The sequence below is a fragment of the Bifidobacterium thermacidophilum subsp. thermacidophilum DSM 15837 genome (genome assembly GCF_000426425.1).
Lineage (GTDB): Bacteria > Actinomycetota > Actinomycetes > Actinomycetales > Bifidobacteriaceae > Bifidobacterium > Bifidobacterium thermacidophilum.
This window is the reverse complement of the sequence record NZ_AUFI01000006.1, coordinates 153,245-178,564: the sequence shown is the minus strand read 5'-3', so window position 1 is coordinate 178,564 and position 25,320 is coordinate 153,245. Positions and strand designations below refer to the sequence as shown.

Sequence of the window (25,320 nt, the reverse complement as noted above, 5' to 3'; positions counted from 1 at the left end):
GATCCTCTCCTCAATGCGCTGTGTGGTATGCCACGGATGGTGGCAGTTCGCACGGCGTCTGATTCTACTGCCGTCTGAACGGCGGGCGCAGGTCATGGCCGCAATCCGGCGATTTCCGATTGATTGTCACCTGATGAGCCCGGATTGGCTGGTGCCGGATCCGGTCGATCCGGTCTGTTCCGGTGGATCCGGTCTGCCACGGTCGCTGTGACCCCAGGAGGTCAAAACGTGACACCGACGAGCACGGGTTCGGGTACCAGCCGCACGCCGAACGCCTGTTCGACGCCGTCACGGACTGTCCGGGCGAGTTCCGCGATATCCGCAGCGCGCGCCGAACCGCGATTGGTCAATGCGAGCGTGTGCAGCGTGGACAGGCTCGCCGGGGCGCCAGCTGCGACGGCGTACCCCCTGTGGAATCCGGCATGGTCAATGAGCCATGCCGCAGAAGTCTTGGTGCCGGACTCGCCTGACGGCAACACGGCGGGGAAGCGCGGAGCATCCTGAGGCAGCCTGGCCGCCTGTGTGTCGTCGAGAATCGGGTTCATGAAGAAACTGCCGCAGCTGTGCCGGTTGAAATCCGGGCCGTCCGAGCCGGTCGCCTCACGCTGGGCTTGCAATGCCGCCTGTACGGTGTCGGCACGTTTGGCGCCAGCCATGAGCGGGATGTCATAGCGGTGAGCGTCTTCCAGCATGCCTTTGGCGGCGCGCACCTTGAGCACGGCGTCGCGGATCGCCGCAACCGGCATACGGTCGCCGACCTCAACGCCGAGCGCCTTGGCGAGCTGTCCATAGCCGACGGTGCCTTCCGCCCCGCGATGCAACCGGAGCGTCACCGACAGGACCACGAAGCGCGGAGTCGGGAAAAACCTGTCGGACGGCTGCGCAGGAGCGTCATACATGCTGGCTTTCAGCGCAGACATGCGGTATCCGAAACGCAAATGCTGCGGGTCAAGGGTCACCGTGCGTGATTCCTCGCGATCCCAAGCCTCGACTTGGGCAACACTGGAGGCGACCTCCTGGCCGTACGCGCCGATGTTCTGCACGACCGACGCACCGACCGTACCGGGAATCCCCGAGAGCCCCTCGACGCCTTCAAGCCCATGGGCGACGCTCTCGGCGACGAAATCATCCCAGTTGCAGCCGGCGTCCGCGCTGACGGCGACCGTATCATCCGCCTGCGGCGAGCCGAAACGGATGTCTTGGCGCGCGTCCCGCACGACAACACCGTCGAAGGGGGCGTCGGCGGCAAGAAGATTCGAACCCCCACCGATGACGCTAAGCGGAGACCCTGCGGCATCGGCCTGCCGCACAGCGTCGATGACACCGTCACGGGTGTCGGGAGTCAGGAAGGTGCGGATCGGCCCGCCCACACCGATGGTGGTCAGGTCGGCGAACGTCGTGGTGCTGTGCTCTGTGGTCATACCCGCCATACTAGCCGCAGGCTTGCCGAGAGGCGTGGGCACACCGAAGGCATTGCTTGCGGCCCCGATATGCGTTGCGACTGCGGGCTTGTCGGGTGTCTGGGTTGGGGTTGGGGGTCTCGCGCGCCGGGAGTTGGTCGCGTGCACCGCGCGCAGGAACGTGCAGACCATGTTGGCGCTGGGACGTCGGGACCCGAGACTGGGACGTCGTGGATGCCGATGCCAGGCGGGGCCCTTCCGGAGCGCGCGGCTTGTCAGCTGCGACCGCAATCCGACTGACGGGATTGCATTGGGAGAACTGGCGGATTCGCCCGATGCGCGCATGATCTCCCTCATCGTGCGCGGGAGATTATTGGAAATCTGCCGTTCTACGGATAATCTGCCAACAGAAACGTTGAAAATCCGGGATTCGGAAGAAATCACTCCCGAAGCCCAAATCGGGAGAATACCGGCGATGCAAATGGCGCGATCAGCGTAGACAGTTTGTGAGGGAGATGAGGGATGCGAGGATGAGGCTTCAAAAGCGCCGACGACTCTCCGGATAACAAAAAAGCCTGACCGAAGTCAGGCTTTCTCGCAAGCGTGATACCACGCTCGAACAGATTCAGCGGGTTTCGCGATGAACCGTCTGCTTGCCGCAACGCGGGCAGAACTTCTTCAGCTCAAGACGGTCAGGAGTGTTACGACGATTCTTGGTCGTGATGTAGTTACGCTCCTTGCACTCCGTGCATGCCAGCGTGATACCCGGACGGATGTCGGCGCTCTTGCTTGCCATGTTGGTTCACCTCTGTGGTCGATTGCTTACCGGCGGTGTCGCCGGCCTTTGTAGCGAGGAAGAGACTCGAACTCTTGACCTTACGATTATGAGTCGTACGCTCTAGCCAGCTGAGCTACCCCGCCATGAGAGCCTCGAGTGAGAATTGGACTCACGACCTCTTCCTTACCAAGGAAGTGCTCTACCACTGAGCTATCGAGGCGTGGCTGGTAATGGATTCGAACCATTGAAGCACGAAGCGCCTGATTTACAGTCAGGTCCCTTTGACCGCTTGGGAAACCAGCCCTTGCCGCAAGCGACCTAGCCGCAAACGGCAACTTGGCTATAATGGCATTTTTGCGGGACAAATGCAAATCAGGCGTGTCGCAAGCCGGAAATCGCCCCGCCAAATCGGCGGTATTTCAGGCGACACGCCGTGGCCGCACACCAGGCCCGTACAGCCCGCGCATCAGACCTGCACGACCACGACACAGCCGCCAGCAGTCCAAGCGCAACCACGGCACATCCGGAACACCGCCGCAGCGCGTCCGCCAATCAGAATCCAAGCCGCTTGAGGTCGGCGCAGACGCTAATCACCCGGTCGTTCGCCTCACGCTCACCGATCGAGATACGGATGCCCTCGCCGCTGAACACGCGCACGGACAACGCCGCCTTGACGAAGTGTTCCGCCGCCTCGTCGGTACGCTCACCGATCGGCAGCCAGAAGAAGTTTGCGTACGGTTCAGGGAACTCCCATCCCTGAGCGCGCAAGGCCGCGACCACGCGCGCACGTTCCGCGACCAGCGCCTTGACACGCTCGTCCAGCTCGTCATAGGCGTCCATGGACGCGAGCGCCGCGGTCTGGGCGATCTCCGTGACACCGAAAGGAATGGCCACCTTGCGCATGCCGTCGATCACATCGGCCGGGGCGATGCCATAGCCGATGCGCAGACCCGCAAGCCCGTACGCCTTGGAGAAGGTCTGTGCGACCACGATATTTGGGTATTCGCGGAACAGATCCATCGCGACATTCGTGTCGGCGGCGGTGTTGAACTGGATATACGCCTCGTCAAACAGAACCAGCACGTCCTTGGGCGCGGCGGCCATGAGCTTGCGCGCGTCCGCATCGGACAAGGATGTGGAGGTCGGGTTGTTCGGATTGTTGACGATAATCAGGCGCGTGCGCTCGTTGATGGCGGCGATCATCGCATCGATGTCATGGCTGCCGTCGGGACGGTTCGGCACTTTCACGCTGGTCGCACCCGCGTTCGCCACGATGATCGGGTAGGCTTCGAAACTGCGCCACGGGTAGACGACTTCGTCTCCAGGGCCGGCGACCAGGTTGACCAGCTGGGTGATGACTTCGGTGGATCCGCAGCCCAGGACGACATTCTCCGGTTTGACGCCGAACTGGTCGGCCAAACGCTCCACAACCGCTGTCCCGCGCATGTCCGGGTAACGGTTCATGCGGCCGACGGCCTTGTCGACGATGGCCTGCTTAACGCTGGCAAGCGGCTCGTACGGATTCTCGTTGCTGGAGATCTTGTACGCGGTCAGACCCGGCGTCTTCGGTGCGGGCTTGCCTTGCTTGTAGCTGGGAATGGTATCAATGATTGCACGATGTAGGTATGCCATGACTCAATCCTATACGCGGCGGCGTCAATCTCCCCGTAACATACCCGCCGGAAGGTCACCATGCGGACATCAGCCCCGCGGCGTGTCGCTTCAGACGTCTTCACCGCCGACGGAACAGCGACATGGGCATGAACCGGCGGCGGCCTTCCACAGCTGCGCGCACATCGGCGGCATCCTTGAGCGACGGCGCTGGAACATCACCGTGCCCAAATACGCACGCTGCTGCCCGACCGGCGACCTTTCCGGCCGCCTCGCAGGCGAGCGCGGCCCCTACGACATCGGCGATATCCCGATCCGTGGCCGTTGCAGGCCATCGCGCCCCACAATCCCAAGCGGTGTCCTGAAGCTCGCGCCACGCGCCAATCCACGCGGACCGGACCGGCGTGTCGTCGTCCGCTCCCCCACACGCCGCACGATCGAACGCCCGTAACCAGCGACGTCTCCTGCGCGAACGTATGCCCATCGGGACGCAGCGCAGCGCCCCCAACCCCGCGACAGCCACTAGGAACACCATCCACTGGCGGACCGGTAAGCCCGTCTGAGAAGCGCCATCGCGACCCTGCGTCCGGGAGCTGGGCCCGCCAATGGAGCCCGATGACGACGCCGAGGCGGAAGCCGACGGCGAAGCGGACTGTGAAGCTGAAGGCGAGGACGACTCCGACGGGCTCGACGACGACGCAGCCGAAGAGGGGCTTTGGCCGGCATCGGACGATTCCTCGGATGCCGCTGGGGTCACATCGAACGGGACCCAGCCAACCCCCGACGGGTAGGCTTCATCCCAAGCGTGCAGCTGTTTCGCGCTGACGCTGTACGACCCGTTCTCATCCACCACCCCGCTCGTGCTGTAGCCGAGCACCATGCGTGTGGGTACCCCGAGCGCTCGCCCGAGGATGGCGAATGCGCTCGCATAATGCGCACAGTAGCCGCTTTTGCGCTTGAGGAAGCTGCCGACCATCGCGATATTGCTGTCGTCGCCGGTTTCATCGCCCGGCACGTCCAGGGAATAGGTGAAGCCGTTCGAGGAGAAATACCTGACCAGATATTGCAACGCCTGTTCCTGCTCGTTGAAGGTGGATCCCTCGGATGGTATGCCATCGGCCTTCGCTTGGGGGATCACCGCCTTGACGCCGGACGGCAGCTTCGCCGGAAGTGACCGGTAGCGGGCGAGCACGGCTTTGTCGAGAGCATCGATGCGAGCGAACGGGTCAGATCCGTCGACCAGCCCGCTTTCCAACGCTACCGATATCACTGACGACACGGTCATCCCCGCCTTGGCGAACAGTGACGTGACAGCATCGGCGTCCGAGAAATCAGCTGCACCCACGGTGGCGGGGAGCGCAAGCATCCAGGTCCCGCTGCACGAATCACGCACGAGCACGGCACTGTCTTTGTTCGGATTGAAACCTATGGCATTGGCGAACGACGTGCTCAGCGTGTACATACTGGCACTTCCCGGGTCGTTGGAATTCGCATCGCCGCTGTACCCGTTTTTCGACCATTCGTAGGCGAGCGCTCCGTCGAAAGTGTCGGAATTCGCGACGGTCAGGATGCCGTCGCTGCTCGCGACGGGAATGAGCAGCAGATCACCGGCGCGTTGCGCGGCCCCCGAGGACACCCATCGTGCGCGTTCCGCATTGGCCGTGGCGGCATCCGGCACGGTCAGATGCCCGGTGTCACGCAAGGTCAACACGGCTTTCTCAATGGTGTCGATTTGTTGGAAGCCCAAGGACGAGGTGATCGGATCTAAATAGATGCCCGTCGTCGTATAGGATTGCCCCCGTGTCGTGGTGGCGTTCCGCGACGTGATGCCGCCCGAGGAGTTGTCGGTCCAGTCGCCGCTGACTCCGGAATAGTCGAGCGGCAGGCCGCCGACCGGCAGCAGACGCGTACTGAGCTTGTCGATGGTGACATCGGTTTCAGCGATTTTGATACCGAGCCAGCTGTCCGCGATGTTCGCGGAATCAAGCGACCCGTTGTCATACGTCAGATATGTGGCCAACGGCTGAGCTGCGGACGAGTATCCACCTGAGGACGCGGCAAGCTTGGAGGCGGCTTTGTCCACATCGGATTGCAAGTTGACGAATGCAGTGGAGGAGCTGCGACGATACAGATTCGCACTCGCCGACAATGTGGCATCGAAATTCCACGTATCGCCGTCAAAATCATCAAGCGTGGCCATACGCAGGTATCGTGCCCTGTTGGACTGGTAGGTCAAGGCGGTCGCCGAGGAGCCCACCGTCAGGGAGCGTTTGAGGTCGATCATCGGATTGATGGTCGTGGAACTGAACATGCCGTTGCCCGCGTCGAAGGTGAGCGGGACGGACCGCGCGAACGCAAGCCCCGTCGACGTGCAAGACGTCACCAAGGCCATCGTCATCACCGATACGACACACGGCATGACCGGGGATGCGGCGCGCGGACGGATCGACCACCACGCCAAGGCGAGCGATGCCGCCAGTAGCAGCACCCCCACCCACGGCACTTCCTGCAGCATCGACACATTCGCCGCCGCACCCACGACAACGGGGAGGATGCCCATCCACGGGATTGCAGCGGGAATGCCGGCAAGCAGCCGGACAACCAGCATCACCCCGACGACAGCGATGATGACGGCGGCATCCGACGCCGCGCCCATATTCAGCGGCGGCACTTGCGCATACAACTGTTCGAAACCTGATGCAATCGTTGTCGCGAATCTTCCCCAGGCCTGGGTGAGCGGGACGTGCACGACGGTCTGCTCCCCGCCTGCGGACACTTGCGTGTAGACGGGATGCCACGGCAGGAATCCGAGGGTTTCACGCAACCGTAGCCCTGCAGTGACGACCCCTGTCACAAGGGCTGCAAGGACGAATGCGATGCCCTGAATCACTGCCATCAACCGCCTGCGCTTGAACCGCCGCGGTGTCGGAATCTGCGAGGTGACGGCGAGCGCTGCGACGCCAATTCGCGAAAATACCGGCCACCACAACCCCTTCCCTTGGACCAGCATCAGCGCCCACCGCACGCTCAGTTCCATGGTGAGCGCCACGATTGTAGTCCGCAGAAGCAGTCCTACAGCTTGTGTTGCAACCCACCGGCGTCGGCCGGATTGCCCGGCAGACGTGTGGTCGTGGTTCGGTCCGGATTCGTGGGCGGCGGGCAGCCACGCACCGACCCGACGGATGTGTCTGCGCGCGGATGCCCGACCGCTCAGGGGTTCACTGCCCTCGACGGCATCATCCTCACTGTCATCCATCTCATGCGAGCGCAACCGGTACGAGGCGTGGTCGCTCTGGACCGGCACCGTTTGCACATTTGGCTGCCCGGCGGCACGCAGACTTGCGACGAGCCAGCTTCCTTGGGCTGTTGCGGCGTTGGTGCCGTTCGCCGTGTTTACGCCGCTTGCCGTGCTTGATGCGCTTGCCGTGATGACGACCACGCTGACCGGCATATGTTGCGCAGAAGCGGCATTGCACACGGTTGCAGCCATATGGTCGGCATCCCCTCCGGCATGCAACGAGGCGATAAGCCGCATGGCCTGGCCTGAGGATGTGGCGACTGCCTGTCCGTCGTGACAATCAGCTTGCCGCCGTGCCGTTCCAAGCCGGCACACAGACCGGCATACCGGCTCATCGCGGCGTAGGCGACGGCATCAACCTGGGCGTCGGTAGTACAGGAGGCCATATCACATACGAGCATGACCGCATGCACCATGCTGCGCGGGGCGCGTTTGACCACGAGACGGCCCGCACTGGCACTACGTTTCCACGCGATGCTGCGTACGGGGTCGCCGGGCTCATATTCACGCAAACCCGCAAATCCGAAGGTCGCCCGTCCCCCGCCATGCGCACCTGACGCAGGTTCGCCGGCAGTCACGTTGACGGGCCCCGGTTCAGGAAGAATCACCAGTTCCGCATCATCGGGGATGACCGTACGCACAACAAACAGACCGAGCGGTTCACGCCACGACAATACCATGCCGACACGCCGATACCATCCACGCTGATCGGGACACTGCCGACATACTCCTCCGGATTGAGCCGGATGTACGTGCCGACGGTGCGGATATCACGCGGCAGCATCACCGCCTGGCAGAGCCGACGCCAGCGGGGAATCCGTTTCGTTCCCGCGGCCGTGTCCACGGCTGTATCCGGCCCGACCGGCCGTCCAGGCTGAATACGCCGTACTGCAACCGATTGCACAACACCCCAGCACCCGGATATCAGCCACACCGCTGTCCACGCGATGGCTGCGGCTACCAGCACACGGGCGTCGAAGGTCAACGCGGCAAGCCACAACGCCACAATCGCCAGACCGGCCACCAGCCCCGCGGCACCTGGGCGGACGCACCCGCGGCGCATTCTCCACGGCACCCCTGCCCTGCGCAAGCGAGCTTGGCTGGATGCGTGGCGGGCGGGCTTGCCGCCAGCTGACGATTCGTCGGTCATATGATTCACCTGTCAGACGACCGCGGGACCGGGGTGCGCTCAATCAGCGATTCCACCAGCTGACGCGCCAGACCGGTCGGCGCGGTACCGTATCCGGCGTTCTCCAGCACCAACCGGTGCGGCAACGCGAACGGCGCCGCCTGCTGCACATCGTCAGGAAGTACGAAATCCCTGTCCTCATACAGCGCCTTCGCCCGGGACAGAGCGGCGAGCTGCAGACTGCCACGAGGCGACACGCCGTAGGATACGCCCTCCATCGTGCGGGTGGCGGCCGTCAATGACACCAGGTAATGGGCCACCGGCTGCGAAATCTTCACCACGGCGCAGGTATCGCGTATCGCCTGCATCTGGTCGAGTTCCGCGACACGATGCAATCCTTCAAGCGGTCTGGACGCATGATCCGACATCACCATCCGCTCCTCCGTCCCAACAACCGGGTACCCGAAGCCCATGCGGATCATGAACCGGTCGAGTTGTGCCTCAGGCAGCGGATAGGTTCCTTCAAGTTCAATCGGGTTCTGCGTGGCGACAACGATGAACGGCTGCTCCAGATGATGCGTCTGCCCGTCCACAGACACCTGCCCCTCGCCCATCGCCTCCAACAGTGCGGACTGCACTTTCGGATCGGCACGGTTGATTTCGTCGGCGATCACGATATTGGCGAAAATCGGGCCAGGATGGAACGCAAAGGACTCCGTGGCGTGCGAATAGACGTTCATGCCGAGCAAATCGCCCGGCAGCAAATCCGGAGTGAACTGGATCCGCCGTACCGTCCCGCCGATTGCCGTAGCCAGAGCCCTCGCCAACGTGGTTTTACCGACTCCCGGAACATCTTCGAGCAGCACGTGACCGCCGGCAGCGAAGGTCAGAACCGTCGTTTCCACCGTCTCACGCGGGCATGCAAGCACCGCGTTCAACGCGTCGGCCACGGCATGCAACACGTCCCGCGCCTGTGAGGTTCCCATCGAAGTGACCATATGCTGTCCCCTGCCTCGTAGCAGATGTCATGTCGGAACGCACGACCAAAGCCATCTTACCGCCCGGTCCACGCCGCGTGTCGCGTCGGATCTGGCCGGGCAAACAAAAAGGCCCCGGCATAAGCCGAGGCCTTACAAGACGCGGAACGTCAGTTCAGGATTGCGAGCACGTCGCGGGCGGAGACAATCAGATAATCCTCACCCTGATAGTGCACTTCGGTGCCGCCGTACTTGGAGTACAGCACCTTATCGCCGACCTTGACGTCCATCGGGATGCGCTCGCCCTTATCGTCGCGACGGCCGGGGCCGACAGCCAGAACTTCACCCTGCTGCGGCTTCTCCTTGGCGTTGTCCGGGATGAACAGGCCCGAAGCGGTCTTGGTTTCGGCTTCCGCCTGCTTGACAATGATCTTGTCTTCCAACGGTGTGAGTGAGATCGACACTGTGGACCTCCTCTTTCTAAGAGAAATCGATACTTCCCGCGCCGGGACATCGCTTTCAAGAGGCTGACGATCACTATCGGCGCCGTCCCTTTGCGCTACACCTCATCGTAGCGCGTTGTTAGCACTCTGCCAACTCGAGTGCTAACGCTGAGAGTGAAACCCTAGGAATCACAACGATTACAGGAGTCAAGAAGAGCGGCGCTGCAGCACGGCGCGCAAATCGTGACCCAACGAATCGGTCGTTTCCTCGGGCACATCCACATGCGCGTTCGATTCGGCATGATGGAAGGTTTCCGCGTTGTTCACCGGCGTGTCGCCGTGCTTGCCCTGTGTATGCTCATGCGCATGTTCCTTGACCGGAACCGCTTTGGCGACTTGCCGGGTTGACTTGATTTCCAAGCTTTCCGGGGCATCCTGTTCCGCATGTTCTTCGATGTTACGCGGTGCGCCCCACGAGAAGGAGATGAGGTCCTGATGACGCCCGGCAGCCATGTCGAACACGTCCAGCGAAGATGCAGGACTCACTTGGCTGAGTTCAAGCGTCTGGTCGGCAGGCTCAGATTTTTCAGCCTGCTCATTGCGCGCACCGGGTTCGGCAGGCCCGGCGGATTCGCCATGCTCGGCGGTAGCCGGCTCGGCAGGTGCCGCAGATTGCGTGTTACGCGCGTTCGTATCGTCGGTCGCGGCTTGCGCGGCGGCATCAGCATCATCTCGCCCGTTCGCTCCGCGAGCGCCCTGGATATCGCGCACCGCCCCGGCATCAGCGTGCTGTTGCCCGCCTTGCCCTGCGGCATCCTTGCGGTCATGGGAACCGGTTTCCGGACCAGTTTCAGCGTCTACGGACTGACGGAACGCCCTGCGCGCCAACCTGCGGTCGCGTTCGGCCATGCCCTGTTCAACTGCGCGATGAATCTCTTGCTGTTCCATCAGCGATGTCTCCACGGCATCCGCCTGGGCTTCCGGTGTCTGATCGACCGGCGCTTGATCGGCTGGCGCCGGGGCGGAATGCTCCGCGGCCTCAATACCTTCGGACGCGCTGCCCGACACACCATCGACAGCCTTGGCTGCCGCGACATGTTCCGCTGCTGCGGCCTGCGGTTTTCCGGAACGCGTGCGCTCGCGACGCTCCTGCGCCAACAGCTTGGATACCTTGGTCTCCCACGCACGCGCATGGCGGCTCGCCCGCGCTCCCAGAGCAATCGTCAATACCAGGAATCCAGCCGGAATCAACACATATAACGGGGAGAAATGCAACAAATACGACAGCACACCCACGACAACGCAAGCCAGCAACAACGCACATGCGATGCCGCGACGACGGCGGATCGACGCCCTACGCAGACGACGGACCTCGGCGATATGCTCATGGGACACCCGCGTCCCCTTTGCCTGTGCTGGCCGCATCACAGCCCCTTTCGTCACCGGCGAATGACCGTCCGAAAACCTCGTACCGCTGTGCTCATCAATCAGATGCAGCGACGGCGAATATTTGTCCTGGCGGCGCCTGATCACCCGCTTCATGCTGTCAGCTGTCCTTGTGGGCAGCCATCCGGCGATAAAAAGTATCAGCACCGCAAGCACAACAATAGCGCTGACACCTTCATAATCCATAATCACCTAGAATAGGTGACCAAGCTGAAAATAGCAGCACAGCCCCGGGGCGTGTCGTGCAGCCACACATCAGGCAGATGGCGGCACCTGACCACGCGCGGCGAACGCTGCAGCGAGACCGTCAGAGGGATGCTCCTGTGCGAACAACACATACGATTCGTGATCGCGCCAACAGCCGTTGACATGCATGTACTGCCGCCGCACCCCCTCATCGATGGCGCCCAGCTTCTCCGTCACGCGACGGGAACGATGATTGTCCGGAATAATCGCGATTTCAATGCGATGCAGCCGCGGTCCGTCCGGGCAATCAAAGGCCCAATCCGCCAGAATGGCGACCGCAAGCGGTGCGATACCCCGCCCGGCAACCGCCTCATCAACCCAATACCCCACCAGACCGGTACGCATCGCGCCATACGTGATGGCGCCCAGCGACACCTGCCCGACAATACGCCCGTGTTCTGTGATCAGGAACAGCGCGCCCGAACCGTCGCGTTCCCGCCTGCGCAATTCGCACACCCACTGGTTGAAGGTCAGACCCGGGCCGCCAAGCGGATCGTCGGAATCCCACGGGGACAGCCATGCCTGGTTACGCCAGCGCAAGGTTTGCAGCTCATCCTCATCGTCAAGCGTGCAGGGCCGCAGTTCAATCGGCGTGGCATCGGCCGGAGCGGTCAAGGACTTCGGCATCACGAATTCGCGCGGCGGTCTGCCGTGCATGATGCCGCGGAATGATTGCAGAACAGACATCGGTTTCATTGTGCCACACCGTCGCGCCACAGCACCGCGTCAAATCATCTTGCGAGATCATCCAGAGACATCATCATGCCGTTTCTTCGTACGATTCGGGGATGAACCGCCGTCTCCACGCGTTGTGATATCCGTTAGGTATGACCACCACACAGAGCGGCCACGCATCGGCGGCGACAACCGCTGCCATACCGACAACTACTGGGCCGAATGCGACGCCGGACTCCGCAATGCCCGCCGCGAACCTAGCAGCAGCGCGCGCACAGGCGAAACGCGCGGCAAGACATCAAGCCCTGCAACGTCGAGCAACGCTGAGCGCCCAAGCCTTCGCCGATGCGCGTGCCTCGCTCGCCTGTCAAGCCGAACCGCTGGTCTCGCCGCTTGCCCGCGGAACAACCGTCGCCGCGTACGTATCCATGGGCACGGAGCCTCCGATTGACGGAGTGCTCGAACGCCTGCTCAGCCAAGGGAGGCGGGTGCTGGTCCCCCGACTTGGATCGAGCAAAGAACTGGTCTGCGCATGGAGCGAACTGGACGCTCTTGAACGGCTCCACGACATGCCGCGCAGCGCTTCCGGCGGCTTGCGTCCACGCGAACCCTCAGGTCCTGCCCTTGCGTCGGACAGCCTCAGGCAAGCCGAACTCATTCTTGTTCCGGCGTTCGCAATCGATTCGCACGGCTTGCGGCTGGGACGCGGCGCGGGATGGTATGACCGGGCGCTGCTGCACGCCTCCCCCCAGGCCACCATCATCGGCGTGTGCTGGCCGTGGGAGGCAAACGTGCACGACCTGCCGCGCGACCCGCATGACGTGCCGGTCGGCGGTATCCTCACCCCGGAAAGCCTGACGATATTTGACTGATTCGCGTGCTTATCCCGGTTCGCAATACGAGAACACCATGAGTGTCGCCGAATCGACTAGGATATGTACGGATTACGAAACGTACCGACCTGTCGATTCTCGTGGAGGGAACACCGTGCCAACCTATCATTACCGTTGCAAGAACTGTGGCTATGATTTCACCGAACAGCAGTCGTTCAGCGACGCCCCGATCACCGTATGCCCGCAGTGCGGACAGGAGCGTGTGCGCAAGGTCTATGCCGCGCCGTCCATTGAGTTCAAGGGCAGTGGCTTCTATCGCACCGACAGCGGCAGCTCATCGAAGTAGCCGCCTTGAGTCCTGAACCGTCAGGTTCCGGCGAAATCAATCATGTGGCGCCCCCGCGGACAATCCAGCGGGGGCGTTGCCGTATCCGACGATACCGGCAGGCGCAGCGGCTCAGGCGGACGTGGTTTCCGCGCCGGCATCAGTGGAGGCGATGATGAGCCGAAATCCAGACGCCATCAGACGGAGTAATCAATAATCCGCGACTTTTGACCACATTCTCCGGCAGCGGTTGCGCAGCCGCGTCGGGGCATGGTCGGATGGTGACATGGAATCATCACAGACCACATTCGCAGCCGCCTCTGTCAAATCCGGTGACGCCACCAAACGCAAGCACCGACGCGGGATGAGTCTTGCCCGACGGCGGTTGATTGCCCGGACGCGACGACTGACAAGCGCGCTACTCGCAGGGCTGGCGATGTTCAGCGTGCTCCAATGTGTGATGGCGACGGTGCGCACCCAGCCGATGCTCGTCACCACCGCACACGTCAGCCGCGGGGAACGGATTCACGCCACGCAACTGGCTACCACCAGCGTGCCCGCGCATGCCTCGTTCGCCCAGGCTCCGGCGACACCAGCTCAGGTTGAATCGTCAATCGCGCTCGTCGATATGCCAGCCGGCACACTCATTCTGGCATCGCATATCCGCGGCCGTCCTATACCACCGGAAGGCTCCACGGTCGTCGAAACACCGCTGGCCAGTCAACCCGACAGTATGGTTGCGGGCGATACGGTCGACCTGATTGTCGGCCAATCCTGCGATGCGATTGTGTATTCGGCTTCATCTTCGACTGCAGAAAACGCCGGAACCGACGACGGGCAGCAAGCCCAACAACCACAAGCCCAACAACCGCAAACTCAAGCACCTTCGCAAACCCCCGAGGAGTATCCGCCCGCGGATGCGTCAGCGGGAACTGACAGCCAGCCCGGCCAACCGTGTGTGATTGCACAAGAAGCCACCGTCATCACCGTCCCTTCGGACTCTTCGGACGGCGTCACGCCCGGCACCGACAGCAAGACGGCCATCGCTATGCGTCCCGAAGAGGCGCTCGCGCTTATGCGTTTGCCGGATGGTCTGCCGGTCATCGCGGCGCGACGTGCAGCGCAATCGGCTTCGGATCAGGGCGCTCAGTGACAACCGACACACAGCACCCAAGGCAGCGCCCAAGCGGCAACTCCCAGGCGCGCGTGAAACCCGGCGATGCGACCGGCGAATCGGCGAATTACCGGCCGCGCTCGTTGAACACGGCCCAGTGCGGCGGCAATTCGCCGAGAATACGCTGATCGTCGTCGGCATCGCGCTGTTCGCGCGTCTGCACGTCGGAAGGCTCCAGCTTGACGCCATTAGCATCGAAGCGTTCAGCGCCCTTCATCGTGACACGATGATGACGGCGAGGCGTGCGACGGTGCGCATCATACGAAGGCATTCACGCCTCCCGGTACAGCGTGCCGATACGGGCGACCATGCGGTCAACCTCCTTATCGGGGTTGACGAATGCGGCGACGCTCCATACCGTCATCACCGACCACCCAAGCTGAGCCAACTCCTGCGGAAGCAGGCGGTGGCGGGTACGCGTGGACTGGATGCCCATGAACTGGGCGTCATCGGTGAGTACGGCCAGCGCGTATGGCTTGCCTTTGACACCGATGACCAGCGGAATGCGCATGCCATCGGAGAAGCCGTAATCCACGGCAACGTCCAGCCCGCGGGCGCGAATACGGTCCGCCAAATCGTTGAACAGGACATTGTCGCCGGCCGACGCAGGCTGCGGACGCAACGCACCGGAATCCAGCGTTTCCGCCCACTGCAACAATCGCTTGAGCAGCTGCGGGCCAGGCTGGTGAAGACGCTCATCATCCAGATCCTCAGGACCGAAGGAGGAGACGATATCAAGATTGCGGTCGGCGAGCGCGAGCGCGTCAAGCAGCATGCCCTTGCCGCCTTTGCCTTCAAGCGGGCCGAACTGCTGCAATAGCCTGCCGTGCGTGGTTTTCGCATAGCACATCGAAACGATGGCGTCGGTGGTTTGTGCCCCGGCGACTTCGTCGATGCCAATCAGCCGGACATGCCTGAGGAACCGCCCCATCGCCTTGTCCTTGGTCGCCAAGGACTTGAGTTCTGCGCCCAAACGGGAACGGAACGCTTCAGTCAGCGTCACGACGGTGAGCATGTAGTCAACGGGCACCACGGTGAATGACCCGGCACGGTCGCAAATCAGCTTAGTGACCGTGGAAATCTCCTGCTGACTGCTTTCTACGAGTCCGGAAGAGATGACCGGTACGCCCGTGCCTTCGATCCGGTGCAGTCGAACCGTGCCCTGCATACTTTCCGTCGGCGCGGCATGGCGAATCTCGCCGTAGCCTTCCTTGCGCAGGAATACCGACAGCTGCGGGGAACGCCGCGTCAGGCGGGAGCGTACCGAAACATGCGGCAGGATGCCGATCAAGGCTTTCACGCTCGGGGAAGTTACTGTTGCACAATGCGCGATGAGCACCACCTGACGGGCGCGGCAGACGATGGTGAGCAGTTCGATCGCCGGCAGATGAGCTGCGGCGTCGATAATCACCACATCGGCGAGCGGGGCGGGATCGGTCAGCGCCGCGAGCGTGGACGGCGTACCCATAAGCACCGGCTTGGCGAGCGCCATAATCTGCGGGTGGTCGTGCAGCACACGGTTGAACGGGGTGTTCTGCCCGCCCGCGAGCACAGTGTGCAGCTGGTTTGCCTCCTGCGTTTTCGAGAACAGCAGATCGCACAGCTTGCGGATGGATTCCTGGTGAATCATCGGGCCGATCGAGCGCACATGCTCGATATCGACCTGTGCGAACCGATCGGCGGCTGTCTGCAGCGCGGACCCGTCCTGATTCGAGATGATGGCGGATTCCTTGACGATGTCCTCGAACACGGTCGTCCACCACGACAGCTGAAGCTCGCCTTCAACCGCTTCCACAGGAACGTGGCGCGCCCGCAAATCGTCGACCAGCTCATCCAACCCGACGGAGCGGAAGTCCTGTTCGAGACGGCACCGGCCGGGCAGGGTGTCCAATGCCATGTGGTCGTTGTACAGCGCCTTGAGCCGTTCCTCAAGCGTGTTGAAATCAAGCGATTCCAGGTTGCCGCCCTTCGGCGTGGTGGCCAGCACCGCATCGAGGGAAGTGATGTCGCGCATCAGAGCGTCCTGGGTTTCCAGAATCGTGTCCAGCTTCGGCGGGAGCACCGGCCAGCCGCCGTGAGGCACGAACAGATGCCATTGCTCGGATTGCTTGGCAACCACGACAAGTGCGTCATGCAAGTTCTCAACCTGGGCGCCGACACGCAGCAGGCTCTTGGCTTCCTTGACGAGGCGGCGACGTTCCCAGAAGCCCAGATTGGAGCCTTCGGCCTTGCGTTGCTGCTTGGATTTGCTCGCCTCAATCATCGCGTCGATGTCGCGTTCGAAGATCTCCGGCTGGAACACGTCAAGCACGCGGCGCAGATTCTTCAACACCGTCACCTGACGTCCCCACTCCTGCGCTGTCGTAGGCACAGGGAATCCGCAGGTCTGCACGGTGGTCGCCACTTGCTCGCGGGTGGCGGGCAGCAGTTTCTGCATGACGTCGACAACCCGCTGATACGCGTCGACAGCCTGGTCTTCGGTTGTCAAGGACGCCTGATACCAAGCGGTATCGTCCGGGCCGATTGTGAATTCGCCGAGTTCGCCGGCGGTGGTGAGCTTGTGCGCCCACTCGTCCATATGCCCGTTGAGGGTGCGAGCGGCGGATTGACTCAGCCGCACGTGGGTCGCCGGGTGGGTCGGCAATGTCGCGATGCTCGCGAGGTTCTGGATGGTGTGGTATGCCGAGACACCCCAACGCTCGTTGACGCCGTGCAGGTCGCCCAGATACCGGGTCAACCGCGAGCGCACGCCCACCAGCTCGTCGGACAGCTGGTCGAAACGGCTTGCCGCGTTGCCTGCGCGGTAGCCCACCGCGGCGATCAGCTGCTTGTCGATGGCGGTGTTTCCCTGCTCGTCGGCGATGTCAAGAACCATATCGCCCATGCTGTTGGCACCCATAAGCCGGGTGAAGCGGCGCTTCTGCTCGGCCACGCATGGGACGTAGAGCACGGATTTGCCGTTCATCACGCACCGCGAGGCGATGGCCGCGGCTTGGGCGGCAGTGCCGCTGCCGACCTCACTATCCACGATGATGGAGTGTCCGGCTGCGGCGAGATTGGCCGCATACCGCACGGTGTTGTCCACATCGCCGATTTCGAATTCGGCATGCGGATCGCCGTCGAACGGGCTGAATTCGGGGATTTTATCGGCTTCGATGTCGTGAAGCGCCTGAGGCAAGCCGGCAAGCGCGTCAAGAATGGTGTTGCCGCTGGCCCCATGGCGCAAGGTGTCGATGATCCGCTGGCTTTCCAGCAGAATCTGCGCGCTCGGATCCATGAAGCAGCCGACGATGATGTACCGATCAATGTTGAAATCGGTGAACGCCTTGCGGGCCTCCCGTTCAATAGCGGCGAACACTGCGGAAGTCTCCGGGGTGCCGTTGGGGTAGTTGGAGCCGTCGAACAGCTCGTCTTCGTCGAGGTTGACGCCTTGATCATGCAGGGCGGTCACGAACGAGGGGTTGAGCCGGCCGCGACCCGTGAAGCTGATGGTTGCGTCGGTTTCGCCGCCGCCCGGCTTACGCGTCACATCGACCGGGTACAGCAGCACCGGGACGGATTTTCCGGACCATGTTGCCACGCCGACGACCATGGACAGTTCGGCGACTCCGCTGAGCCGGCTTTTCGTGGTCTGGTCCTCGTAGACGCGTTCCAGACGACGTCCGGCAGCCCGGAGCATGCCGGCGTCACGGAACAGGGAATCAAGCGGCGCCTTGCCGCTGGCGAACAGCTGGGCGATACCTGAAGGATGCGCGTGCGTCAAATCAAGCTGCGCCGACAGCTGACCGATATCCTCAAGCGGAGACGGCGCCAAGGCGTTGCGATAGTCGTCACGCCAATGACGCATACGCCTGAGTGCTTCCTCAGACTGGATGGATTCACTCACCTTCGACTCACTTCCCTACCGCTTTGCGGTATTCCTGATAGCCCTGATTGCGTGAAAGCGCCGCGTCGACATCGGCGTTGCCCTGCGCCGCAAGCCACGTGTACAGGTCATCGTACAGCGAGGGGTTCATCGCAAGGAACGGCAGCAGCTGGGCGTGCCGCGCGATCTGGAACTGGACGGTGTAATCACTGGTGGTCTTCGCCTGCTGCGAGGTGTATCCGCCGACCTCCACCATCTGCTCCTGCTTGTCAAAATCGCCGCGGGAGACACGCTCGAACACCGACCCCGGCTCGAATACCGGCTTGAAGTTCTGTTGCGGATCGGCAGATACCTGCGGCTGTTGCATACCCGGCTGCTGGGCTGCGGGCTGCTCTGCGGCGGGACGAGCGAAACGGCTGTAATCCTGCGACTCAGCGGTCTGCGATGCCTGCTGCGGTGCGGATTGAACGGGTTGCGTAGCCTGCATGACCGGAACGGCCTGCGCGGGCTGGGCAGCTTGTGTGCCTTGCGCGGCTGGAGCATACTGAGCGGCTGGAACGGCTTGCGCGGTTGCAGATGCCTGCGAAGCGGAAGCTTCCATCGGTGTGAAGGTCACACGCGGCGCCTGTTGGGTGGGCTGTTGCGCAGCCTGAGCAGGCTGCTGCGCCGCCACGGGACCAGGACCGGCTTGCACAATCTGCTCTGAAGGGGCTTGTACGGCAGATGCCGGGGATTCATGGGCCGGGGACTTATCAGCCAAAGATTCATCGGCTGATTGATTGACCGGCTGATCCTCAGTGGTCGGTTGTTGCGCATTGACCGGCTGGCGCTGTGCATCACGGTCGCTCGCGGCACGCGCCGCCTGTACCTCATGGACTCGCTGTGCGCTGAACAAATCATGCACTGACACCACATCCGGCTTGGACGGGTTCGAGGCGGGGGCTTCGCTCTGATCAGGTGCAACAGAGCCGCCATTGGCGATGTCGGTGGGCATGTTGTCTGCGGAATCGCCTTGGGCGGTCGTGTTCTCGGCCTGACGCTGGCCGACGACAGCCTCAGCTCCGTCCTGACCCGATGCCGACGAACCGGCATCCGACTCAGACGGCTGCTGCTTGGCTTGATTTTCCTGCTTGCTGCGTTTCTCGGCATCGGCGAACAGATCACGCGGTCCGGGCTCGTTCATGCCTCCCGGCTGCACGGTCAACGGCAGCTCTTCGAGCGGATGCTGTTCGGCGAACTGACGTTGCTGAGTGACGGTGACCACGGGATCAGGCAGGATGGGCTGCGCGCCGAACGCACGCGCCAGCGAAGTCTCGCGCTGCATAGGCATCGCACCGGAGGCGGACTGGCGAGAAGCGGAATCGCGCTGAGCGGCATCCGCGCCGGAAACCGTATGCCCGGCGGGGGACGCTTGCTCCTGCACTGTTTCTTGCCCCGGCTGGGCCTGAAGCTGATTATCCGACACGTTCTCGTCCACGGGCTGCTCCGGCTCTGTGCCGGCGAGCTTCGGCACGTGCAGCGAGGCGTCGCGCAACTCACGCAGGCGGTCGGCGACATTCTGCGAACTGAACATCGCAGTCGGCTCACCGGCGCGCAGATTGAGGATGTCGTCCAAGGACATATCAGACGGATCGGGCTCCTGCTTCGCGTCACCAGGGGCATAGGAGAACAGGTCCGTCACCTTGGGCTCGACCCGCTCCTGCGCGTCCACACGGATGAAATCGACGGGAATATCACCGAATTGCAGGCGAATCGGCGAATATTTCAGCTCGCATTCCACACCGGGCTGCAGCCGCGTCAGTTCGCCGTTCTCGCGGATCATATACGAACCGTTCGTGGAGTTGAGATCACGCACGTCCGCGGAACCGTCCTCATGCACCGTGAACAAGGCATGGCGTTTGGACATGGAGCGTTCGCTGTCGGGGACTTCAAGCCTTCGATTGCCGTCATCGGCAAGCGGGCGTAACGGTTTACGGCCGATTTCAATGCTCTCCCCCGGCTTTACATCCATCTGTTCGGCGCCATTGACCTTGATGATCCACTGCTGCCCGGATCGCTGCTCAGTCACCTTGCGGCCTTCCTTTCGCCTGGTACACGCAATTGCACACTACCTGCCATTGTGCCATGTTCTCCCTATTATCGCTCATAGCCTTGGCAGGTATTGACAAGTTCCACGCAATGACGTGTCGTTTCCGGACGCCATCAGGTTGCAATCACCCACAAACTGGCTACGCTGACAACCATCCAGCGTAGACAGTTTGAGAGGGGTGGACGGGGACCGCTCGGTGTGATTCCGCCGGATGCGATTCAGGTGGATGCAACACCCAAGACACAAAAAGAACGACCCCGACCGCCCAATGGACGATACGGGGTCGTTGCGCTCAAAAAACTCAAGCGAAATGGTGCGGCTCAAGCCGCGATCATTACTTGAGCTCGACGGTAGCGCCAGCCTCTTCGAGCTGCTTCTTGGCCTTCTCGGCGTCTTCCTTCTTGGCCTTCTCGAGAACCGGCTTCGGAGCCTCGTCCACGAGCTTCTTGGCGTCAGCCAGGCCGAGGTTGGTGATGGCCTTGACAGCCTTGATGACCTGGATCTTCTTGTCGCCAGCGGAGGTCAGGACGACGTCGAACTCGGTCTTCTCTTCCTCAGCGGAATCGCCAGCAGCCGGAGCGGCAGCGACGACAGCAGCGGCCGGAGCGGCAGCCTTGACGTCGAACTCATCCTCGAAGGCCTTCACGAACTCAGAGAGCTCGACGAGGGTCATTTCCTTGAACGCATCCAAGAGCTCTTCATTGCTGAGCTTAGCCATAATGGCTTCCTTTCAATCATGGCAGCAGGTTGGTTTTGGGTTGGTGTCCCGCGGCCTACATGTTTTTTTGTTGTTGAGATACCGATATCGTAACGGGCGAGCCCACGCGAAATCAGGCAGCCTTTTCCTGCTTCTCGCGCAGAGCGTCGATGGTGCGCACGGCCTTGGTCGGCAATGCGGTGAACAGGTACGCAGCCTTGGACATGGTGCCCTTGATTGCGCCGGCCATCTCGGAAAGCAGCTCCGGACGAGACTTGAGGTCTGCCAGCTGCTTTGTGCCCTCGGCGTCGTACACGGTTCCGTCGTAGAAACCGCCCTTGACGATAAGAGCCTTGTTCTTCTTGGCGAAGTCACGCAGGACCTTCGCACCGGCAATGGCGTCGCCATTCACGAAGGTGATGGCGGTCGGGCCGGCGAGCAGCTCATCGAGCCCCTCGATACCGGCTTCCTTTGCGGCGATGCGAGCCAGCGTGTTCTTAGCCACAGCGTAGGAAGTATCGCGGCCTAGCTTTTCGCGCAGCTCAGAGATCTGCGGAACGGTAAGCCCGCGGTACTCGGTCAGGTAAATCGCGTCAGCGTTACGGAATTTGTCCGTAAGCTCAGCAATCACCGCTTCCTTTTCGGGCCTCTTCATGGCGTTCCTTCCTAAGTCAACCGTTGACGTTCGGAACCGACCCACCAAACCGGGCAATAAAAAAGCCCTGCACACAGGCAGAGCACACTCGCCGCCTCAGCGGCTTTCTGTTCAACCTGCGATGGCTTGGCGAACCAATTTCGGCGACCTTGCGGTCACACCAACGGTCTGTGGTTTACGAATGGTTAGCATACGCGACGACGCGGACTTGCTGGCTACCGGCGTGTCGCGTCAGAAGCCATGGCGGTCGGCGGCATGGCGCATGAGCATCCAGCGGAACCGGCGGTGCAGCACCGTCCAGCCGGCCAAGGTCACGGCAAGTGCCACGAATCCGATAATCACCGCCAGAACGCGGGCATCTCCGCGCGCATCCTGCGGGTATGGCGCCGGGACCGGCATCCGCACTCGATGCCCGGAAACCAGCAGGCGATGCGTGTTGACACCGTACGGCGTGCAGGTCATGAGCGTCACGCGGTCCTCGCCGGGTCTGATGCGCAGATACCGGTCGCCTTCGGTCGGCAGGATCACGGTGATCGAGTCCACTTGGTAGGCGAGCGTCTCCCCCATGACCTTGATGTAGAAGTCGTCGCCTTTGTTGAGCTCGTCGATGCGCGTGAACATGAGCGCGTTGACCATGCCACGGTGCCCGGTGAGCACGGCATGGGTGTTCTTGCCACCGACCGGAAGCGACGTGCCGTACAGGTGGCCGGATCCGCGGGCGAGCGAACTGGCGCTCGTACCGTGGTAAATCGGCAGATCCACCGAGATCTGCGGAATGACGATTGAGCCCATGATGCCGTCGTTCGAGGCGTTGAGCAGACCCATATAGGTGGCATCCCTGGCCGAGGCTGAATCGCTGGCATCGTTGGTGGTGGACTGCCCGGCATTCGTGGTGAAGGGGTCCGTTTCCTCGCCGATATCGCCCTGCCCGCCCTCAGCGAGCTGCTTGTTATACGCCCGTGCGGCCGCGAGGGCTTCCTTGGCTTTCGGATACGGCCACCCGTCCACCTGGTTGACGACTTCAGCCGCGAGCCGCGCCTGGCGTTGATGATCGATGAACTGCAAGACGTATGGATATCCGATGATCGCGCAGCCGACGATGGCACAGACGATGGCGAGAGCCGTGAACACCTGAGCCTGACGTTGTGCCGACCGGGCTTTGCGCAATCGCTGTTGGTCTTCGGCAGTGAAGATCTCCTGCATGGTAGAGGCGTTGGCAACAAACCCATGGGGACGGTCAGGCCTGTCAGACTGAGCAGACTGGACTGATTCGGCGTGTTGCACAGGCAGGGACTGCTGGGCCGATGAGACCACATGCGTATGCTTGGCTCGATTCGCCATGGGACCTCCTTGCCTCGGCCTGCGGAGTTGAACCGATGACCGCCTTCGATCAGTCATGACAGGCCCCGTCCCCGGGCCGGTCCGAGCGGATCGGCCCGGGGACGGGGCCTGTCAATAGCACCATGTGCCGATGTGGCGGACGCCATACCGTAGCGCGGCCATGGCGTCTACCGCATCAGGCGCGTTGCGACGCCTTACGCGCCCGCACCGCGAACAGTGCAGCCACGGCGATCACCGCCACGCCGATGATGGTGAACATCGCGATGCCGGCGGCACCGGTTTTCGGCAGCTGGGTGATGGAGGCCACGTTCTTGACGGTCGCGGTGTCGCCGGTTGGCGCGCTCGTGCCGCTTGTGCTCGCGGTCACCAGCTTGTACACGTCTTGGGTGGTGTCGTAGGTGTATGACAAATCAGTCAGCCAATCATCGCCGGCTTCAGTGGCGGCACCAGATCTGGCAGGATTGGTGCCGTCATTGTCGAACTGGTCCTTGAGCGTGACCTTGTAGGTCGGTGCAACCGCCTGGAGGTATGTATCAGGCACCTTGGTTTCCTTGACGGTATAAGTCACACCATCCTTGCTGGCCTTGAGACCCTTGACCTTGATCAGGCCGTCGCTGCCGGAGACCAGGTCGGTGGTCGCTGTTGAGCTGTCATTATCGACGACATAGGCACCGTCAGTGTCTTTGGTGAACTTGAGCTGAGTGCTTCCGGTGGACACTTGGAAGGTCGCGCCTTGCAGATTGCTGCCTGCGGCATCGACCTTGTGGATGGTGAACTCGTGGGTGTACACGTTCACGATCGGGCCTTGAACAGTGTTCACCTTCGAGGTGTCTGACGGGTTGTTCGAATACGTCAGCTGTACGGTGTTGTTGTTGCCCTGCGTATCCGCGCCGGTGCCGGCGGTGGAACCCTTGGTGGTGGTCGTGGCGGCGGTAAACAGCTTGCCGGAGACGATCACGGTGATGGTGTCCCCGCTCTCCCAGCCGTCCCATGCCTGACCGAGGTTTTTCGTAGTATTCGCCTGCGCTTTGTTGACCAACCGCTCGAAATCAATGGTCAGCTTGTTGAGATCAGTGGCAGAGCTGGTGGTCGACTCGGCCTTGGTGGTGAAGTCGGAGTTGAGGGTCAGCTTTTGGTTCTTCGTGGTGTCATACACGGACACGACCTTCTGATCGGTGAACTTGCCCGCTTCGAAGGTGTCGACGATGCTGAGCTGGCGAATTGCGTTCTTATTGTTGAGCGTCGGGTCCGAAGCATAGCCGTCATAGTTTGGGATCTTCGTGGTCAGCTTGGAATACACGGTGTCCGTGGTGTTGTAGGACGGATCGTTGTTCGGGGCCGTACCGTTTTCATCTGTCACGACCTCCTTGGTGATGGGGGCTGTCGTGTGCTTGAGCGTCACCGTGCCGACGTTCCCGGCATCAGTGATCGCAGTATTGGCGAAAGTCGTGCCGACAATCATCGGAACCGACTGGGTGCTGTTCGCTGAACCAGCATACGAGTCAAGAATCAGATACAGGTCTTCGGGCAGTGTTGCGCTGAACGTATTGGTACCCGTGACGGCGGGCACCGGCGCGCTGTAGGACGGTGTCCACTCCGTAGCGGTATCAGTGTTGGAAATCTTCTCTGCCAGCGCATCGGCGAACTTGCGTTCACTTGAATTGCGTGTGTTCGTACCGGCTTGGTAGCCATACGTGTTCGGGTTTCCCGAAGAATCATCCCCCGACAGCTTCTTGAGCCCTTCCTGAGCCTTGGTGAGCGTACCCGATGCGTTTTCGCTGATGCCGGCCGAAAGAAGAGCGCTCTCGATGGCATCCCCATCCTTAGAATCGACAATGTAGTTGAAGGTCGTCTTATCTAGCGTGCCGCCTGAAGCCGCCTGATACATACCGCTGTTGTACGCGGCAATCTTGTACGCGGCCAACGTATGGCTGGCAGTACCGTTGCTTGCGGTGACCGTGATGGTGCCGTCGGTATCATCGGCAGCTTGGGCGCTGACTACACCGAGTGCCATACCTCCCCATCACGATGGCCGCGGCTAACACACCCGAGAGGAATCTCTTGATTGAGCTCTTTATGATTCTCCTGAATAGTAGTCGTTCGCACGGGCACCGGTACACCCGCCCCTCCCAGCCATACACTCTCAACAGCCGGAAAAGTCCTGCGTCATTCTAGCAATATCATTGCCGATTGTGCCTTCCGCGATTCAAGCCGTGTCGAGACATCCATAGCACAGCCGCAATAGCGGGCTCAGATATACTAATTGTCGTCACTTCCGTTGGGGCCACTCACTCCAATCAACGGCACATTTGCCAAACAGCTGCCGAGACAGGCCAAG

19 protein-coding genes, 3 tRNA genes and 1 pseudogene are annotated in these 25,320 nt (G+C 61.9%); 3 read left to right on the top strand and 20 right to left on the bottom strand.

The features are described from left to right. Positions 1 to 221: 221 nt before the first annotated feature. From K315_RS0101125 to K315_RS0101065, 13 genes and pseudogenes are all read right to left on the bottom strand, one after another. Positions 222 to 1,421, bottom strand: coding sequence for a UDP-N-acetylmuramate dehydrogenase (locus tag K315_RS0101125; RefSeq protein WP_029575817.1), 1,200 nt, complete (start codon positions 1,419 to 1,421; stop codon positions 222 to 224). Between the two features lie 604 nt (positions 1,422 to 2,025). Beyond that, the gene (gene rpmG, locus K315_RS0101120) at positions 2,026 to 2,196 is read right to left on the bottom strand and encodes a 50S ribosomal protein L33 (protein ID WP_003814458.1); all 171 of its coding nucleotides are present in this window, start codon (positions 2,194 to 2,196) and stop codon (positions 2,026 to 2,028) included. A gap of 51 nt (positions 2,197 to 2,247) precedes the next feature. Beyond that, positions 2,248 to 2,321, bottom strand: a tRNA-Met gene (locus K315_RS0101115). A gap of 5 nt (positions 2,322 to 2,326) precedes the next feature. Then, positions 2,327 to 2,398: transfer RNA gene (locus K315_RS0101110), tRNA-Thr, on the bottom strand. 1 nt (position 2,399) lies between these two features. Then, a tRNA-Tyr gene (locus K315_RS0101105) sits at positions 2,400 to 2,481 on the bottom strand. Positions 2,482 to 2,730: 249 nt separating this feature from the next. After that, complete coding sequence (locus K315_RS0101100; RefSeq protein WP_029575816.1) at positions 2,731 to 3,810, bottom strand: histidinol-phosphate transaminase; 1,080 nt, start codon at positions 3,808 to 3,810, stop codon at positions 2,731 to 2,733. A 100-nt stretch (positions 3,811 to 3,910) separates the two neighbouring features. Next, positions 3,911 to 7,324: a transglutaminase TgpA family protein gene (locus K315_RS0101095; RefSeq protein WP_029575815.1), complete on the bottom strand. Its 3,414-nt coding sequence runs from the start codon at positions 7,322 to 7,324 to the stop codon at positions 3,911 to 3,913. A 194-nt stretch (positions 7,325 to 7,518) separates the two neighbouring features. Further along, positions 7,519 to 7,767: pseudogene (locus K315_RS10905) on the bottom strand (hypothetical protein); the annotation flags it as partial. Then, entirely contained in the window at positions 7,692 to 8,237 is a 546-nt protein-coding gene (locus K315_RS10320; RefSeq protein WP_152571379.1) for a hypothetical protein, read from the bottom strand. The gene K315_RS10320 and the pseudogene K315_RS10905, both read right to left, overlap by 76 nt. 5 nt (positions 8,238 to 8,242) lie before the next feature. Further along, positions 8,243 to 9,202, bottom strand: coding sequence for an AAA family ATPase (locus K315_RS0101080; protein WP_238556388.1), 960 nt, complete (start codon positions 9,200 to 9,202; stop codon positions 8,243 to 8,245). Between the two features lie 161 nt (positions 9,203 to 9,363). Further along, positions 9,364 to 9,657, bottom strand: coding sequence for a co-chaperone GroES (groES, locus tag K315_RS0101075; protein ID WP_015450992.1), 294 nt, complete (start codon positions 9,655 to 9,657; stop codon positions 9,364 to 9,366). Between the two features lie 186 nt (positions 9,658 to 9,843). Further along, positions 9,844 to 11,061: a hypothetical protein gene (locus K315_RS0101070; RefSeq protein ID WP_162142806.1), complete on the bottom strand. Its 1,218-nt coding sequence runs from the start codon at positions 11,059 to 11,061 to the stop codon at positions 9,844 to 9,846. A gap of 276 nt (positions 11,062 to 11,337) precedes the next feature. Beyond that, positions 11,338 to 12,015: a GNAT family N-acetyltransferase gene (locus K315_RS0101065; protein ID WP_029575810.1), complete on the bottom strand. Its 678-nt coding sequence runs from the start codon at positions 12,013 to 12,015 to the stop codon at positions 11,338 to 11,340. A 140-nt stretch (positions 12,016 to 12,155) separates the two neighbouring features. Between K315_RS0101065 and K315_RS09080 the strand changes: the two genes are divergently transcribed. From K315_RS09080 to K315_RS0101050, 3 genes are all read left to right on the top strand, one after another. After that, the gene (locus K315_RS09080; protein WP_081666347.1) at positions 12,156 to 12,875 is read left to right on the top strand and encodes a 5-formyltetrahydrofolate cyclo-ligase; all 720 of its coding nucleotides are present in this window, start codon (positions 12,156 to 12,158) and stop codon (positions 12,873 to 12,875) included. Positions 12,876 to 12,990: 115 nt separating this feature from the next. Continuing rightward, complete coding sequence (locus K315_RS0101055) at positions 12,991 to 13,182, top strand: FmdB family zinc ribbon protein (protein WP_015450996.1); 192 nt, start codon at positions 12,991 to 12,993, stop codon at positions 13,180 to 13,182. Between the two features lie 265 nt (positions 13,183 to 13,447). Then, entirely contained in the window at positions 13,448 to 14,314 is an 867-nt protein-coding gene (locus tag K315_RS0101050; RefSeq protein ID WP_029575809.1) for an SAF domain-containing protein, read from the top strand. A gap of 88 nt (positions 14,315 to 14,402) precedes the next feature. Here the strand turns inward: K315_RS0101050 and K315_RS0101045 are convergent, their stop codons facing one another. The 7 genes from K315_RS0101045 to K315_RS0101015 form a co-directional block, all read right to left on the bottom strand. Beyond that, positions 14,403 to 14,606 carry a hypothetical protein gene (locus tag K315_RS0101045; RefSeq protein WP_029575808.1) on the bottom strand — a complete coding sequence of 68 codons (204 nt, stop codon included), beginning with the start codon at positions 14,604 to 14,606 and terminating at the stop codon, positions 14,403 to 14,405. Further along, on the bottom strand, positions 14,607 to 18,221 hold the full coding sequence (locus tag K315_RS0101040; RefSeq protein WP_029575807.1) for a helicase: 3,615 nt from the start codon (positions 18,219 to 18,221) through the stop codon (positions 14,607 to 14,609). Between the two features lie 7 nt (positions 18,222 to 18,228). After that, positions 18,229 to 20,268 (bottom strand): variant leucine-rich repeat-containing protein, encoded by a 2,040-nt coding sequence (locus K315_RS10625; RefSeq protein ID WP_029575806.1) that lies wholly within the window; start codon positions 20,266 to 20,268, stop codon positions 18,229 to 18,231. 355 nt (positions 20,269 to 20,623) lie between these two features. After that, entirely contained in the window at positions 20,624 to 21,007 is a 384-nt protein-coding gene (rplL, locus tag K315_RS0101030) for a 50S ribosomal protein L7/L12 (RefSeq protein ID WP_015451001.1), read from the bottom strand. A 112-nt stretch (positions 21,008 to 21,119) separates the two neighbouring features. Next, the gene (gene rplJ, locus K315_RS0101025) at positions 21,120 to 21,641 is read right to left on the bottom strand and encodes a 50S ribosomal protein L10 (RefSeq protein WP_015451002.1); all 522 of its coding nucleotides are present in this window, start codon (positions 21,639 to 21,641) and stop codon (positions 21,120 to 21,122) included. 231 nt (positions 21,642 to 21,872) lie between these two features. Continuing rightward, positions 21,873 to 22,982: a class C sortase gene (locus tag K315_RS0101020; RefSeq protein WP_081666346.1), complete on the bottom strand. Its 1,110-nt coding sequence runs from the start codon at positions 22,980 to 22,982 to the stop codon at positions 21,873 to 21,875. A 175-nt stretch (positions 22,983 to 23,157) separates the two neighbouring features. Continuing rightward, on the bottom strand, positions 23,158 to 24,996 hold the full coding sequence (locus K315_RS0101015) for a SpaA isopeptide-forming pilin-related protein (RefSeq protein ID WP_029575804.1): 1,839 nt from the start codon (positions 24,994 to 24,996) through the stop codon (positions 23,158 to 23,160). Positions 24,997 to 25,320 lie beyond the last annotated feature (324 nt).

Bases quoted from the DNA above. Each gene is read 5' to 3' on its own strand.
- K315_RS0101125 (WP_029575817.1), bottom strand. From the start codon at position 1,421: ATGACCACAGAGCACAGCACCACGACGTTCGCCGACCTGACCACCATC.
- rpmG (WP_003814458.1), bottom strand. From the start codon at position 2,196: ATGGCAAGCAAGAGCGCCGACATCCGTCCGGGTATCACGCTGGCATGC.
- K315_RS0101100 (WP_029575816.1), bottom strand. From the start codon at position 3,810: ATGGCATACCTACATCGTGCAATCATTGATACCATTCCCAGCTACAAG.
- K315_RS0101095 (WP_029575815.1), bottom strand. From the start codon at position 7,324: ATGCGGCTTATCGCCTCGTTGCATGCCGGAGGGGATGCCGACCATATG.
- K315_RS10320 (WP_152571379.1), bottom strand. From the start codon at position 8,237: ATGACCGACGAATCGTCAGCTGGCGGCAAGCCCGCCCGCCACGCATCC.
- K315_RS0101080 (WP_238556388.1), bottom strand. From the start codon at position 9,202: ATGGGAACCTCACAGGCGCGGGACGTGTTGCATGCCGTGGCCGACGCG.
- K315_RS0101070 (WP_162142806.1), bottom strand. From the start codon at position 11,061: ATGCGGCCAGCACAGGCAAAGGGGACGCGGGTGTCCCATGAGCATATC.
- K315_RS0101065 (WP_029575810.1), bottom strand. From the start codon at position 12,015: ATGTCTGTTCTGCAATCATTCCGCGGCATCATGCACGGCAGACCGCCG.
- K315_RS09080 (WP_081666347.1), top strand. From the start codon at position 12,156: ATGACCACCACACAGAGCGGCCACGCATCGGCGGCGACAACCGCTGCC.
- K315_RS0101050 (WP_029575809.1), top strand. From the start codon at position 13,448: ATGGAATCATCACAGACCACATTCGCAGCCGCCTCTGTCAAATCCGGT.
- K315_RS0101045 (WP_029575808.1), bottom strand. From the start codon at position 14,606: ATGCCTTCGTATGATGCGCACCGTCGCACGCCTCGCCGTCATCATCGT.
- rplL (WP_015451001.1), bottom strand. From the start codon at position 21,007: ATGGCTAAGCTCAGCAATGAAGAGCTCTTGGATGCGTTCAAGGAAATG.
- rplJ (WP_015451002.1), bottom strand. From the start codon at position 21,641: ATGAAGAGGCCCGAAAAGGAAGCGGTGATTGCTGAGCTTACGGACAAA.
- K315_RS0101020 (WP_081666346.1), bottom strand. From the start codon at position 22,982: ATGGCGAATCGAGCCAAGCATACGCATGTGGTCTCATCGGCCCAGCAG.
- K315_RS0101015 (WP_029575804.1), bottom strand. From the start codon at position 24,996: ATGGCACTCGGTGTAGTCAGCGCCCAAGCTGCCGATGATACCGACGGC.